This window comes from Streptococcus sp. KHUD_016 (genome assembly GCF_051106465.1).
Lineage (GTDB): Bacteria > Bacillota > Bacilli > Lactobacillales > Streptococcaceae > Streptococcus.
This window is the reverse complement of the sequence record NZ_CP193663.1, coordinates 965,378-979,115: the sequence shown is the minus strand read 5'-3', so window position 1 is coordinate 979,115 and position 13,738 is coordinate 965,378. Positions and strand designations below refer to the sequence as shown.

20 protein-coding genes are annotated in these 13,738 nt (G+C 34.9%); 1 reads left to right on the top strand and 19 read right to left on the bottom strand.

The window, feature by feature from the left end:
* Positions 1–17 precede the first annotated feature (17 nt).
* From ACORHV_RS04565 to ACORHV_RS04485, 17 genes are all read right to left on the bottom strand, one after another.
* Entirely contained in the window at positions 18–1,757 is a 1,740-nt protein-coding gene (locus ACORHV_RS04565; RefSeq protein WP_434398997.1) for a glycoside hydrolase family 13 protein, read from the bottom strand.
* A 176-nt stretch (positions 1,758–1,933) separates the two neighbouring features.
* A complete protein-coding gene (locus tag ACORHV_RS04560; protein WP_434398995.1) occupies positions 1,934–2,425 on the bottom strand; it encodes a nucleotidyltransferase domain-containing protein in 492 nt (163 codons plus the stop codon).
* 63 nt (positions 2,426–2,488) lie between these two features.
* Positions 2,489–3,370: a diacylglycerol/lipid kinase family protein gene (locus tag ACORHV_RS04555; RefSeq protein WP_434398993.1), complete on the bottom strand. Its 882-nt coding sequence runs from the start codon at positions 3,368–3,370 to the stop codon at positions 2,489–2,491.
* A 234-nt stretch (positions 3,371–3,604) separates the two neighbouring features.
* Positions 3,605–4,543 carry a hypothetical protein gene (locus ACORHV_RS04550; protein WP_434398991.1) on the bottom strand — a complete coding sequence of 313 codons (939 nt, stop codon included), beginning with the start codon at positions 4,541–4,543 and terminating at the stop codon, positions 3,605–3,607.
* Between the two features lie 281 nt (positions 4,544–4,824).
* Positions 4,825–5,451 (bottom strand): SAP domain-containing protein, encoded by a 627-nt coding sequence (locus tag ACORHV_RS04545; protein WP_434398989.1) that lies wholly within the window; start codon positions 5,449–5,451, stop codon positions 4,825–4,827.
* A gap of 104 nt (positions 5,452–5,555) precedes the next feature.
* Complete coding sequence (locus ACORHV_RS04540) at positions 5,556–5,684, bottom strand: ADP-ribosylglycohydrolase (RefSeq protein WP_081102500.1); 129 nt, start codon at positions 5,682–5,684, stop codon at positions 5,556–5,558.
* Between the two features lie 79 nt (positions 5,685–5,763).
* A complete protein-coding gene (locus ACORHV_RS04535; RefSeq protein ID WP_434398987.1) occupies positions 5,764–6,012 on the bottom strand; it encodes a DUF5960 family protein in 249 nt (82 codons plus the stop codon).
* Complete coding sequence (locus tag ACORHV_RS04530; RefSeq protein WP_434398985.1) at positions 6,002–6,367, bottom strand: hypothetical protein; 366 nt, start codon at positions 6,365–6,367, stop codon at positions 6,002–6,004. The genes ACORHV_RS04535 and ACORHV_RS04530 overlap by 11 nt, the downstream gene beginning before the upstream one ends.
* Positions 6,364–7,779, bottom strand: coding sequence for a Y-family DNA polymerase (locus ACORHV_RS04525; protein ID WP_434398983.1), 1,416 nt, complete (start codon positions 7,777–7,779; stop codon positions 6,364–6,366). Before ACORHV_RS04525 ends, ACORHV_RS04530 begins: the two co-directional genes overlap by 4 nt.
* Positions 7,780–7,781: 2 nt before the next feature.
* The gene (locus tag ACORHV_RS04520; protein ID WP_434398981.1) at positions 7,782–8,465 is read right to left on the bottom strand and encodes a LexA family transcriptional regulator; all 684 of its coding nucleotides are present in this window, start codon (positions 8,463–8,465) and stop codon (positions 7,782–7,784) included.
* Positions 8,466–8,720: 255 nt separating this feature from the next.
* The gene (gene pezT, locus ACORHV_RS04515) at positions 8,721–9,491 is read right to left on the bottom strand and encodes a type II toxin-antitoxin system toxin PezT (RefSeq protein ID WP_434398979.1); all 771 of its coding nucleotides are present in this window, start codon (positions 9,489–9,491) and stop codon (positions 8,721–8,723) included.
* On the bottom strand, positions 9,491–9,967 hold the full coding sequence (gene pezA, locus ACORHV_RS04510) for a type II toxin-antitoxin system antitoxin PezA (RefSeq protein WP_434398977.1): 477 nt from the start codon (positions 9,965–9,967) through the stop codon (positions 9,491–9,493). The genes pezT and pezA overlap by 1 nt, the downstream gene beginning before the upstream one ends.
* Before the next feature lie 69 nt (positions 9,968–10,036).
* Positions 10,037–10,309, bottom strand: a complete 273-nt coding sequence (locus tag ACORHV_RS04505; RefSeq protein ID WP_434398975.1) for a hypothetical protein — start codon at positions 10,307–10,309, stop codon at positions 10,037–10,039.
* A gap of 37 nt (positions 10,310–10,346) precedes the next feature.
* Entirely contained in the window at positions 10,347–10,730 is a 384-nt protein-coding gene (locus ACORHV_RS04500) for a DUF5945 family protein (protein WP_434398973.1), read from the bottom strand.
* Positions 10,727–10,960 (bottom strand): DUF5965 family protein, encoded by a 234-nt coding sequence (locus ACORHV_RS04495; RefSeq protein ID WP_024477680.1) that lies wholly within the window; start codon positions 10,958–10,960, stop codon positions 10,727–10,729. Before ACORHV_RS04495 ends, ACORHV_RS04500 begins: the two co-directional genes overlap by 4 nt.
* A 50-nt stretch (positions 10,961–11,010) precedes the next feature.
* A complete protein-coding gene (locus ACORHV_RS04490; protein WP_434398971.1) occupies positions 11,011–12,096 on the bottom strand; it encodes a DNA primase in 1,086 nt (361 codons plus the stop codon).
* Positions 12,097–12,105: 9 nt separating this feature from the next.
* Positions 12,106–12,747 carry a hypothetical protein gene (locus ACORHV_RS04485; protein ID WP_048769528.1) on the bottom strand — a complete coding sequence of 214 codons (642 nt, stop codon included), beginning with the start codon at positions 12,745–12,747 and terminating at the stop codon, positions 12,106–12,108.
* Between the two features lie 159 nt (positions 12,748–12,906).
* On the opposite strand from ACORHV_RS04485, the gene ACORHV_RS04480 reads away from it, so the two are divergent.
* On the top strand, positions 12,907–13,104 hold the full coding sequence (locus tag ACORHV_RS04480) for a hypothetical protein (RefSeq protein WP_004249782.1): 198 nt from the start codon (positions 12,907–12,909) through the stop codon (positions 13,102–13,104).
* 13 nt (positions 13,105–13,117) lie between these two features.
* Here the strand turns inward: ACORHV_RS04480 and ACORHV_RS04475 are convergent, their stop codons facing one another.
* Both ACORHV_RS04475 and ACORHV_RS04470 read right to left on the bottom strand, forming a co-directional pair.
* Positions 13,118–13,414 carry a DUF5966 family protein gene (locus tag ACORHV_RS04475; RefSeq protein ID WP_048769523.1) on the bottom strand — a complete coding sequence of 99 codons (297 nt, stop codon included), beginning with the start codon at positions 13,412–13,414 and terminating at the stop codon, positions 13,118–13,120.
* Between the two features lie 13 nt (positions 13,415–13,427).
* Positions 13,428–13,712: a DUF5962 family protein gene (locus ACORHV_RS04470; RefSeq protein ID WP_048769522.1), complete on the bottom strand. Its 285-nt coding sequence runs from the start codon at positions 13,710–13,712 to the stop codon at positions 13,428–13,430.
* Positions 13,713–13,738: the final 26 nt, after the last annotated feature.

Here is a 13,738-nt window from a genome sequence, read left to right as displayed (position 1 = left end):
CTTTTTGAGTACGATTTTTATCGGATGATAAAACCTTTAGGCAAAATCGCCAGTTGCAGTCCCAATTCTTGGCAATGACTGGCTAGCACTACAGAATCACGGTCTACAAGATAATTTTCAGTTGATTGGTTAAAAACAGCTTGGATTTTTTGTCCATCATAATCCCATGCCAGAGATACCACATCTGGCTTGATTTCTTTCAGTCTATAGGTCCCGTTCTGAATTATATCTGAGACACTCTTGCGAAGCTGAATTAATTTCTTCATAAAATTCAACATCTCATTGCTGTCGGAAACACGGTCCCAAGGCATGACACGACGACAATCTGGATCTGGTCCTCCATCTAACTCCAACTCCGTTCCATAGTAGAAACACGGTGTTCCCCTTTGCAAAAAGAGGCAGGCAAGGGCAGACTTAACAAGCTGGATATCTCCCTTGGCAGTAGTCAAAATGCGCTCCGTATCATGCGAATCCAAAAGATTGAACATCACTTCCGAAATCTGCTGTCTATAGTACATAGACTGGCCATTGATCTCATTGATGAATTGAGGTGACTTCTTAACCCCTCGCAAGAAATAATCCTTAATGCTGTCGGAGAGAGGATAGTTCATGACTGCGTGGAATTCATCGCCATTTAGCCAGGGCTGGGAAGTGTGCCAGACCTCTCCAAGAATATAAAGGTCAGGCTTTTTAGCCAAAACAGCCTTACGGAAATCTCTCCAAAATTGATGGTCTACTTCATTGGCCACATCCAGGCGCCAAGCATCAATATCAAACTCTTCAATCCAGTAGGTCGCAACTTTTAACAAATAGTCCCTCACTTGAGGATTGGCCGTATTGAGCTTGGGCATATAGCTGGCAAAAGCGAAGGTATGATAAGGGAGTTTTCTTGGATTTCCAAGCTTATCTTTGGTCACGGGAAATTCTTGAACATGGAACCAGTCTTTATATTCCGACTTTCCACCATGCTTGAGAACATCCTGCCACTGCAGAGACTGATCCCCGATATGATTGAAAACAGCGTCCAGCATGATTTTCATCCCTCTCTGATGGGCCTCCTCCACCAGTTTACGAAAAATTTTCTTATCTCCAAAATGATGATCTATTTCGAAATAATCCGTCGTATTATACTTGTGATTGCTTGGGGATTCAAAAATCGGACAGAGATAAAGACCTGTAATTCCCAAATCTTGCAAGTAATCCAGATGGTCAATAATGCCTTGTAAATCACCACCAAAGAAATCACTCGTCTTTGGTTTGATAGATGAATCCCAAGCCAGAGCCCCTTCTGGAGAAATCTCAGGATTCCCATTAGCAAAGCGTTCTGGGAAAATCTGGTACCATACCGTCTTTGCTACCCAGTCAGGAACATGACAAGCATCAATCTCATGGATATACGGGATTTTAAAGCCATTTCCTTCATAATGAAGATTTTCAAGCGTGTCTTCAACACATCCCTTATCGCCATATAAGACCTTCTGACCTTGCTTATCCTTGAGTTCAAAGAGATACTGGAGTCGCGCATAGCCAACCGTAACTTCCACTTGCCAGTAATCAAACAAGGCATCGGAAGTCACTTTGATCATCGCCTTGCTTGCTTCATAATGGTCCTCTAAAAAGATAAAAGTATCTCCATAATGCAAATGGATGCTTTCAATATCATCTTTCTTAGTCCGGATACGAATGTGCATTATCTTATCCTTATAAAGATAAGCATACTCCGACTCTGGTCTGTGGTAAATGGCTGTTAATTCCATTGTTCTGTCTCCTAGTTTACTTTTATCCATCTCGCTGCGCAAACGTTTTCATAATTGTGATACTAGTATACTACTTTCGTATTTTATTTGCAAGGTTTGTCCGCAGTTTCGAGTGGTTTGTTTTTGAGAATAAAAAAGCAGTAAGTCTCAATACCTACTACTTTCTGAATGATGATTTACAAATGCCTTTCCAACCAATCTATCTTTTTAAAATCTTTATTGTTATTGTGGTCATTTCGATAGGAATCTTGGGAAGAAGCCTTGTAAATACTTAAAAACTGTTCCAAACTTGGAACGCGAAAAGTGATGTCCTCGAGATGAATCAACTCTATATCTGATTCCGAAACTCCTGCAAAATCAGGTAAGGAATCGATACTCCCAAATTCAACGCTCACACCATCTTTTTGGAATTCGTGCTCATGAATATCTATCAAGGTATAGCCTAAGTGATTCATCACTTTCATTATCTTGTCCCAGTCATAAATCCTGAGATGATCAGGCGCATCCCATCCTCTAGGATCTCCAGAGACATGAATGTCAATGTCAGACGGCTCCCAATCTTCATTTGAACGGTATTCAAACCCCAAAGACCCCATGAGCGTCGGTGTGATTCCGACTTGGTTTAAATGAGAACAAATTGTTCGAAATTCTTCAAAAAGAGAATTCATCCCTCCTCCAATCGTTGATATAAAACTTTATTTCTCAGTGAAAGACAAACTTGTTTCTACCTTCTACTCTTTCGGTTGTGAAAAGACTTCAATATGCTGACCCAGTACCTTGATTTCTACAGGTAGGTTATCCGATTTATCGCCGTCAACATCTGACTCCAATTCACTATCTGAAGAGATTATAATATTACGTGCTCTAATATACTCAATATTATCATTGCCGACAACATCCCCTTTTAGTAAATCTGGAATGACGGATAATTTAGAGAATATTGAAGCATCTTTTAGGATCAAAATATTAGCATAGCCATCTTTGTCTTCTTCAAAGATTTTCTTATCAGCGAAGTAATTTGTCAAGAGAACCAAAACATGGCTCGCTTCACCAACATAATTTCCATTTTCTGTCTCAACCTTAATGTTAAAGACCTGATCCGTCATGACAGACTTCATGGTATTTACAGCATAGGCAAGAATACCAAATTTTGTCTTGTCCTCGATTTCCACATTGTGAATCGCCTCAGGTAGAGAACCGATACTAAAGATATAACCAAAATAGTTGTCATTTGCTTTACCGATATCAATCTTGTTGGTTAAGTTAAAATCGAGTTCATCAATCGCACCATCGATGTCTTGATTGATTTCCAACAGTTTGGTAATGAGGTTGCCCGTACCGCCAGGGATAATACCCAACTTAGGAACGTATTCTCTCTCAGCAATACCCGAAATGACTTCATTGACAGTCCCGTCTCCACCGAAAACAACCACTGCATCATACTGCTCACGAGACGCTTCCTCAGCAAAGTGTGTTGCATCCAACGCTTTTTCGGTAATTTTGGTTTCAACATATTCAAAGTATTCTTTTGCTTTATTCTCCAGCTTTTCTTTATAATCCAAAGCCTTCTCCCCACCAGAGGTAGGGTTGATAATTAACATTGCTTTTTTCATTGATAATACTCCTTAATTTTTAAATAGAAATGTTAGTGTAACTACATCAGTCATTACATATAATGCTATTATATAATGAAACCTCAGAAAATAGAAATCAGACGTACTGGAGATTGATTTATAACAACATAGACAAAGAGTTTACTAAGAAATTTAAGCATATAAAACATAGGTTAAATAAAGATTAGCAGATAATATCAGACGAATAGCTCCAAAATACTGTCAGTTACCTATCTAAAATAAAGAAATCATTTTATTAATCTGTCCACCATTAAATCCAGCTCGGGAGAAAATATCTTTAAAAATTTCTTTTACCTCGTCCTCCTCTTCTTTCTTCCAATCCCCATGAAATTCATTCTCGATTCGGTAGCTTCTTTGAATAATCACTTTTGCATGATTGATTAAAAATTCTTTTGCTAATTTATGTTCATTTGCTTGAAGAATATCTAAATTACTTTTTTTCAATGAATAAATGTTATCACCATTAGGATATGAAATAATATTTTTTATGGTTAAACTATCCTTGTCAAAACAATCTTCAAAAAAGAAATCAGTGATGAATTTGTTTAGATCTTCACCCCAGTTTTCTTTAATCCAATCTCTCCAGTTTTGATGTGGCCCAGCTTTAAGACAATTAATTATTGTATCCATTTTTAGAAGCCAGTTATCTCCTCCATATCGTCCTGGTCTAAAATTCCCAACAGTAGGCATCATATTTCCACACCAATAGTAAACAATAGCAAAAGCTTTAAAATAAGGTTCTAAGTCATGTGGTATTTCTAAATCATCTTCTAATATCCAATCTTTTATTTCTTTACCACCTTTCAAGCTAGGTTCAACATTGGTAATTTTTTTATATGGAACAGTGATTGAAGTAAGGATGTCACCCGTAAGTGCAATACCTTTCGATTTATTGACAAGCAAATGAGCTCCCTTATATCCTGATTTTGATTTTTCTTTGTATGCTTCAATCTCATTATATTTTTGGGCATCCATTAAAGTATTATATTGATTAACTGAGTTTTGAAACTTAATAATCTCCCAATCATCTTCCTCATAAAAAGGATACTTCTTATAAAAATCCATTGCCTTTTTACGTACTTCAAATTCACAATTGACATTATCACTATCTGTAATATCTACTTTATTAATAAACTCATTTACTTGTATCATAAAATATCCTCCATATTTTTTAATTATATAAATCCGTTTAAAAAGACAAATAGATGTGTGTAAATCTACACTAGCTCACTATTTACTCCGTCTTCAGAAAAAATATCCTCGACTTGCTCAAAATTGCTTAAAATGATTGTCGCTTATTTTAAACTTAGATACTGCTTTAATTCAGCTAAGTCAACAGCAAACAAATCAAAAGGTTTTAAATCCTCTAAATTATAAAACAAGACATGTATAATAGCTAGTTAAAAATTCAGATTTTCAAAACAAAGGCACTTCTATTGAACTACCTTGCCATACTCTTTTATTTTATCTGCATATTTAGTTAAAAGATTCTTTGAATAAATTTTTTCATTACTTGAATTTCTAACTTCTTTCCAAAGAATAGAAGCTACTTTTAGTTTATTAGAATAGTTGGCACTATTTTCGTCTGCACAGAAATCCTTTAGAAATTGATTCCATTGACAAACCGAATGATCATACTTGGCATAATCTGAATTTCCATAATAAACTTTTAACATATCTTGAATGGTAAAACTTAAATCATGTTCTCTTTTTACTTTTCTCCAAGCAGTGGCCATATCAGCAGTAAATTTAAAGGGGGAAACACCTGTTAAAGTTGAGAAATATTCTCTAAAGTTTGCATTAAAGGAGAATCCACATTCAAGTAAGGGCGTATCTAAAGTAACGACTTCTACTCGTTTCTTTTTCCTTTTTACTGATGATTTTTTAATCAAATTGCCCTTAAAGGACTGCTCAATAATATGATTGAGTTCTTGTTTTGTACCTCTATTTTCAAGTCCTAATGACTTGCATATCTGTGAGAGTTCATCACGATACCAATAGTATTTATTAAATTCATCAAAGGATGTGATTTTATCAAACCCAGGTCTACTCTCTATCAATATAACACCTCCTTAAAAACAGTTTAGGTTTTCATCTCAAAATAATGGAGTTTTAGTTTCTTTATTTTGAGGATTAAAAATGTTTCACTAACAAACTCAAACACTCAGCAGTTCGGACTTACCGTTTCATCCGTGAAAAAACAATCCTCACGAAATAAAGGAAAATCCTTCGTTTTAATATTGTTCCATTCGTAAACCGAACCGACAATATCTCCCACAATTGCTCCTAACATATATATACCCTCCTTAGAAAATACCCATTATAAATATAGTTTACTTATGAATCAACTCGTACAAGCAGCGCCACACATTCTACATACTATCTTTGTTCATCTTGATAGAAAAAACAAAGTAATGATCACGATTGTCTAAAGATTTACTTTTGTTTAATTTAAAATAATGTTTCTGAGACATAGCCATGGTGCGTAAAATATCATCAGTGATAAATATTAATGGTATATCTAAAGCAGAATACTTGTAAAAATCTGACTCAAACCTTAAATAAGAATCAGAAAAATAATCTAGCTGTAATTTATCATCATATAATTCTTTACGATTCATATAAATCTACCCCTTCTATCTGTATATCGAGTATATCTCCCCATCTTAATCGAAGAAAACCAAAGTCTGATTTAATGGATATAGACTCTCTCCCAATCTCTTTAACAATACCCGATACTACTTTTCTTCTATTTGAGAGCTTACAAACAAAAGTTGCTGGGAATACATTCGTATAAAGTTGACGAACAAATAGAACTTTCTCTTCCATTGATAGGGAAATGGAGATGTCTTCTCTATTTTTTTCTTCCCAAAGAGAACTTGAATGTTCTGACAAAAAGAATCCCATCCACTTAGCCATCCCACGGTCTTGATACTCTCTTGCAGACAAAAAAGGCAAATAAGAACGATTTATCATTTTAGTCCATCTAATCCTCCAGCTGAATGACCACCAATGAGTTTACTTCTTGCAATTGTTCTAGAAGCTTGATCCAGAGCATTCCCTTTCAATAATGAAGTAAAACCAAATTCTGTTCGAATAGCATCAATTGCGGACTGGAGCCTTTCTTCTTTTTCTATTCTCTCAACATCATCAAATAATGAAATCAATCCAAATGATTCATCTACTAAACCTGAATAGCTCACTGCAACACTTCTGATAGCTCCTGAAGTATATTTAGTGTGAAATAACTTTAAAACATAGTTTGTCAGTAGTGCTGTTTGATTAGTTGGTTCAATCTTCATTTGAGTATGAATAGATCGTTTCTGTTCCACTTTAGAATACCCTAAGTGTATAGAAACTACAGTTGCTTTCTTACCAGCTCTTCTCAATCTAACAGCAACTTGTTCTGCCATCTCACGAAGTATAATCTCAATATCTCTTTGTTTGACATAATCTCTAGGTAAAACTTGAGAGTTCCCTATTCCTTTTGACTTTGGCTTATAAGGTTTATGAACATTACTTTCATCGATCCCATTAGCATGAAACCATAACTCTAAGCCCATGATACCAAACTCTTTTTTAATCAAGTCAGGATTAGCCTTAGCCAATTCTTTAATCGAAAAGATGCCTAAACTATGTAATCTCTTCTCCATCCGATTCCCAATTCCCCAGAAATCTGTCATTTTAGGGATAGACCATACTTTCTTTTCAACATCTTCATAGGACCAATTGGCTCTCATTGTCGGAGTCTTTTTAGCTTCATTATCTAGTGCTAATTTAGCTAATAAGGGATTGGCATTAGACATACCTACCGTTGAATAGATTCCTGTTTTTCTCCAAATCTTTTTTTGAATAGCAGCTGAGATGATGTCTAACTTATCTTTTCGACTAATACTTTTATCAGGCACAAAATAATTTAATGAACTGGTTAAATCTATAAATCCTTCATCAATTGAGTAGGGATAAATATCGTCTGGTGCTGCAAAATCTTGAAAGATTTTTTGAATCTCCATATTGACTGCAATATAAGTATCCATTCTCGGAGGAACAATCACTGTTGATTTTGCCCACTTCTCTATATAACGGACATAGTCTATCGTTGTCGGTAACCCTTGCTTTCTAGCATTATAGTAAGAGAACTTTCTAGTCTTTACATCAAATGGTAAATCATAGGAACGTCCAACATTTGATTTCCCAAATACCTTCTTAAACATAGGAGAGGAAGCAAGGATTAACCCAGCAGAATTATCTGCTCGACTCATAACACAAAGTGAAGTCTTAAGTGGATGCAGGCCTCTATCTACACACTCTACACTTGCATAAAAAGATTTCATATCAATAAAGGCAATATCGCTTTTAGGTTCGAGACTATAATCAAACCAAGTCATACTCAGTCCTCTAAAGGCATAAAGTTTCCAACAATTTTCCCTATGATACGAGGATTCTCATCATAAGGCGCAAACTTATCTGAATAGTTTCGATTGAGTGAAACTAAACGTAGCCCATTTTCTTCACGATACACTTTCTTGATATAGGTTTGACCATCCCAATCTATGGCATAGATAGCTCCATCATAATCAAATCCTGTTTGCTTAATAAGGGCTACAGAACCATTTTCATATGTTGGTTCCATCGAATTACCAAACACCCATGATGCAAAGTCATAATCAAATTGGTGATTAAAGTAAACTGTATCGTAATTACCATCATCAAAATAAGCTGTTCCTGTACCAGCTGATAATTTTTCGTAGACCTTATAAGCAAAACGCTCAGGAATGTCTACAACCTTCTCATTCTGTTTGTTCAACAATTCTGTAGCATAATGAAGTGTCGCTTTTTGATTCTTTTCCGTTAGCTTGAGAAAAGTTTCAACTATTTCATACTCTGATTCAAAATAGCAAGGGTCGACAGTTAAAATCTGGCTCAACTTACTTAGATTATTTTGATTCGGTTTTGTTTTACCTGATTCCCAATTAAAGTATGAGGCTCTACTGATTCCCAAACTGGATGCAAGTTGTGATTGCGATAACCCTTGACTTTCTCTTTTTTCTTTTAATTTAGTGGGTGAAAACATTTGTTCTCCTTAATGTAAGTTTATTAACTAACAAAAGGATACCATAGCTAATAAAAAAAATCAAGAGTTTAATAACCACCAAAATTTAATTCAATCATAAATTGCGCTAAGTTCATACTTATATTGTTAGGAAATCATTACTGAATAATGTTAAAACTTTGGAAAAAGATTAGGAACAAACAAATAGAGAATATGAAAAAAAGGATCGTTATTTTTAAATAACGATCTAATAGACTTTACTTTAAAATTCTAACTCTAACAACCATTACGATTCGTTAAATCTTTCAACCTTTCTTCTCCAGATTTAAGCATCTCTTTCTCCACTTGATTCCATTCTCCAAATAGTAAATTATGAAGAACGGTTGCTGCTGAAATTTTATCATCTTCTGAATCATATATACAACTTCTATCTCGTTGATAAATTTGAATTCTTTCAAAGATAGCTAGTTCTTCCAATTGTCGTGTATTATCAACTAGATGATTTACAATGAAATCATGATGTTCTTTTGGAGTTGCGCGTGCTTGATTTGGATTAACAGCGTACAGTTCTTCGTATCGGATAAGAGTGCTCAGATAGGACAATTTGGGCTTGGTTGCGATTATGGCTAATTGTACTTCATATCCCTTACTTTTCAAGAGTTGTGCTGTTTTCTTTGGAACGTCAATCGTTCGTAAAGTTCCCTCAATCAACAGATTGTATCCCAAATGACTCAATTCGGTTACTAAAGACTCTACCATTTTCCCCGCAAAATCTTTGGTGTATTCAACACTATCTTTGCCATATTCTTGCTGCAGTTCTAAATAGTGTGGATGCTGAGAACGAAAACTATCGCCATCTATGATAACAATATTTCCTTGAAATTCTTTCTGTTTAATACGATGAATTGTAGTCTTTCCAGCACCACTTTGCCCTCCAAGCAAAATCGCTATAGGTTGCTTACTGGACTTTTTTCCTCTTGTTAGTGAGCGAACGTTCCGAGCTAAAGCATGTTTGAATGCACTGTCAGTATAATCTTGGATTTCCATTAGGCTACCATCCGTTTTTCAGATATCTCTAACATACGTTCAATTCCATCCAAATAGCCGCTATATCTCTCTATTTCATCAAAAGTTTCTACTAGATAGATATTCGTATGAATCAAATCAGATAGATCATCACTCATTAAAATCCAAGGATTAGATTCATCATCAATGCTAATTTCCTGACTATCTTGATAACGATAGAGTCGAGATAATAGATTAGCACCTCTTTCTTTCACAATTTCAATTTTTAAAGTCAATTCATAATCTTCAACAGGATTAAGCATTTTATCTTCTCCTACAATATCGACATAAGATACATTAAACTTTTGACAAATGATGTCTATTAGTTCCGTAGAGACTGAACTCGTTCCATTTTCATACCGACTCAGACTATTACGTGAAATGCCTACTATCCGTGCAAATTCGAGTTGGGTTAAGTCATGTGTTTTACGTAAGGATTTTATGTTCTTTCCAATCATAGCAAACTCCTTTCATTTGATAATACCATTATAACATTTAGAAAAATTTAACGCACCATTTTTGGTGCATTATTTATTATTTTTCCTAAACCTCTCTAAATTCTTCTCCAATTGTTCCTTATGAAGTTGATTCTTAGCTTCCTTTAATGTGTCGTCCAAAGTTTCTTCTCTATAAGTTACTTCTGTTTTTAGTTGTTCTGATTCTTGAATTGGAGTGAAAATGATATCTAACAGTCGGTCTATTTTTTCAAGATCTTGGACAGGCATATCAGATAGTCTATGAATTAGCTTCTTAAATATATCACTATTGTCATGATTTTTCTTAAAAAATTTTGTAAACATCTATAACCTCTCAAAAAAAGCAGCCTATCAGGACTGCTTAGTGTAATTCGGAAATCGCATCATAAATGGACTGCAATTTCTTATTGTCTTTATTCTTTGTGTCAATCAACGTATGTAGCTCTTCAATTTTCTTTTGACTACTTTCAATATCGGTATTATTATCCGCAATCAGCCTTTTAAGATGTTGCTGATAACTTGTAGTGATATCTGTCTCTTTTCCTGTTCTAACCTCTGTAACTTTAGGTTTAGAACTAGGATTTGATTCCGTCACAGGTGCTTGTTTTCGCTTTTGAAAAGCTGCTTCATAGTTTACATCATTACCTCCTTGATGATTTCCAAATAGGGCCGCAATTTTATCTGCATCTTCTTGATTTTCTGATTTACTTTCTAATGGTTGATTAAAATTCCAATTTTTTGTCATTCACTCATTTCATCCTTTCTAAATTCAGAATCATCGAATTGTCTTTCTCTACCGAAGGCATGGTCAAGAGCTTCTTCAAAACTCATGTGACTGATGCTTTGACGCCTTTTGAACGTCGCAAACATCGCTGTCTCCAGTTGCTCTTTGTAAGCAGCTAGTTTTTCTGTTTCTCTTGCTACCTTGTTTTCTTGCCTAGTGACCTTTTCTTCTAAGCGTTCGATTATGGTCATATACGAACCTCCTTCATTCTAATATTAGCTAGATCAGCTTGATTTTGTTATCACAATTCCAAACATTGAGAGGATTGTCTTACTGGTTGGTGCCCTAATGTCCCTTTTACAGTTTCAAGCATACATTGTAAATCTGATTTCTTTTCTCTAAGAACATCATTCCAGTCTATCTTTACTTTCCCAGATTCATTATTAGGTAGATCCAGGACAACAGGAAATCCTGATTGAGATAACTTATCAGAAAAATCTTTACCTGCATCATCACAATCTACTGCCAGTGTCAATAAGTCAGGATGATTATCAAAATAGCTGGTTGTATCACGAATTGTATTGATCAAAGGCAATAACTTTGAAGGTGTTACTGTATCTAAGAATTCCAACTTCTGATTTTCTTCAGCTATCAGTCGTAAAGTTTGATAAGCCACAACAGACCTTTTTAATCCCTCCATAGATACCAAACGAACATCTGATAAACTTTGTTTGTGCAGCTCGTAATAACTCATTAAGTCGATGAACGATTCACAAAAGACCAGTCTATTTGGTTTACCAATGTCAAAGGAGATTCCAACATGTCCATGGCTTCCTTTTAGAATTGTTTTTAATCTCTCTCTTGGGATAGAATGATTCTTATAAATCCCTTGTAGGCTTGCTGCCTGTAGTTTGTGACGATGATCAAAGCTTTTAAAAACAATAACAGGTTCAACAGTTTCATTTGTTTTCCAACTGGCTTGTGACATCAAACCTTGTTGAATCATTCTTTGTACGATTTCTTCTGAAATTCCTCTACATTCTGTTAAGTAATATCTGGCCAGACTACAGGTTGAATCTTCTATTCTCTTTAAAGGATAATAAAATGGTCTCTCTCTTTTTTCTTGAACAGCTTCTTTTTGAAAAGGTTCTTCAGAAAGAAAAGCTAGAGCTTCTTTAAAGGAAATTCCCTTAACAAGTCGAACAAAATCAATGACATCACCTTGAATATCTCTTGAAAACCATTTAAAAGTATTGGTATTCGAAAAAATCCGGAATGAATCGTGTTCAGGATGTTCATAGACACTGCTAGAAACTTGTTTAAAGGAGATACCTAATCGATTGGCTACATCAAGAATTGAGATTTGCTTACATTCTTCTATTTCCATGCAATATCATCATTTTGTCGTAGTATTTGGTAATGATGGAACTGATGATGATTCTTCTAACGTTTTGGGAGTTGCCTTATCTAAATCATCTAACCCAGATTTCCAAACCTGTACTTGGTTGACCAATAACTTACCAGGTAGTTTAGAATAGGACAATTTAACCGTTCTGGTTTCTGTTTGATTCGTCTTTGATTGGTTGGTATTCTTTAAATCAGATACATAGGTTACATTATAAGAGACCATGGCAATGGCTTGATTCGTAGTCTGATTGACAAAGATATCAGCTTTTTCAAAATGATAATCCAAAATATAGTCCTTATACACTTGGTTCATGGCATCGTTTTGACTTGTCAATTCTTGAGAATATGCCGATTCAGTCATATAAGGTTGAATACGTGTATTATTTTCTCCGAGCTTTTCTTTCGTATAATACTGTGTCAAAAATTCTTTTACAGTATCCGATGACAAAATACTTGCCTTATCTTCTGCTTGTTTGTCTTCTACAAGTTTAGCTGCAGCCAATTCAATCTCTTTACGACTTTGTTTAGCAGTAGAATGTTGACCAGCAGTATATCCCATCATGAGAATAAAGCTAGTTGCGGCTACTGCTCCAACACTAATTAAGGCTTTCGTTTTGACTTTATTTAACATCTTAGACCTTCTTTCTATAAAAACTAGGTCAAGAATAACAAAAAGAACTTGTAAGTTTTATCACATCACAACGAAGGGTAATTCCTACATTTCAGGCGTAAAATCGTACAGTTCAGAGAAAAATATCAAAACTAGCTGTCTTCAGTTTATAATATAAATATGAACAAATTAAAAGAAGAAAATTTGAGAAGAGCTCTTTCTCATATTGAACGACATAAACAAGCCATAAATACAAGTAATAATAGTGAGGATAATGATTTTCATAAATTATTGCTCCAATTTAGCTATGAAGTATATGAAAGAATCAAGGCAAATAAAAAACCTTATCCGAATTTAGATTCAGATAAAGTCTTTTAACCGGATAACAAGTTTACATATTTTCCTTATTTTTGGACTTTATGAAATGCCAACTGAATCCTAGAAACAACATTAGATTGATGAAAAGGTACACAGCCGTAAAACTAGTTAAACCATGTTGTCTGAAATCATCAAAGTATAAAGTAGGTTCAGTAAAGAACAGATAAATTCCATAGCCCTCCACGAAAATAAGAAAACTGACAAAACCAATCAGGAAAAGTCCACTGGCAATAAGAAAGAGTCTCCATAAAAGAATGAGAATTCCTCCTACTGCTAAAAAAATTACTGGGATAAGGAGTAAATCATTCATGACTTTCTCCTTCCTAGTCAATCAATTGACGATAATGGGTGGCAAGAGAGGAATCAAACTCTTCTAATTTTTGAACCAAGTCCAAATAATCCTCTTTTTCATGTTCTTCAAACTCCACATCTCGTTGATTCTGAAGTGCGATTTCCAATTGGCTAGTGAGTTCTCGTATAGAAAAACTGTAATCCCCCGTCACTTCCTCATAATGTTCCTTTAACTCCTTGTAGGCTTGGTATTCTTCAGGCGTTTGAAATCCCTGTACCAAGGCCTCTTCTAACTGATAATAGGTATCTTCCATCATAATCGTTACCTCGTTTCTTTCTATCT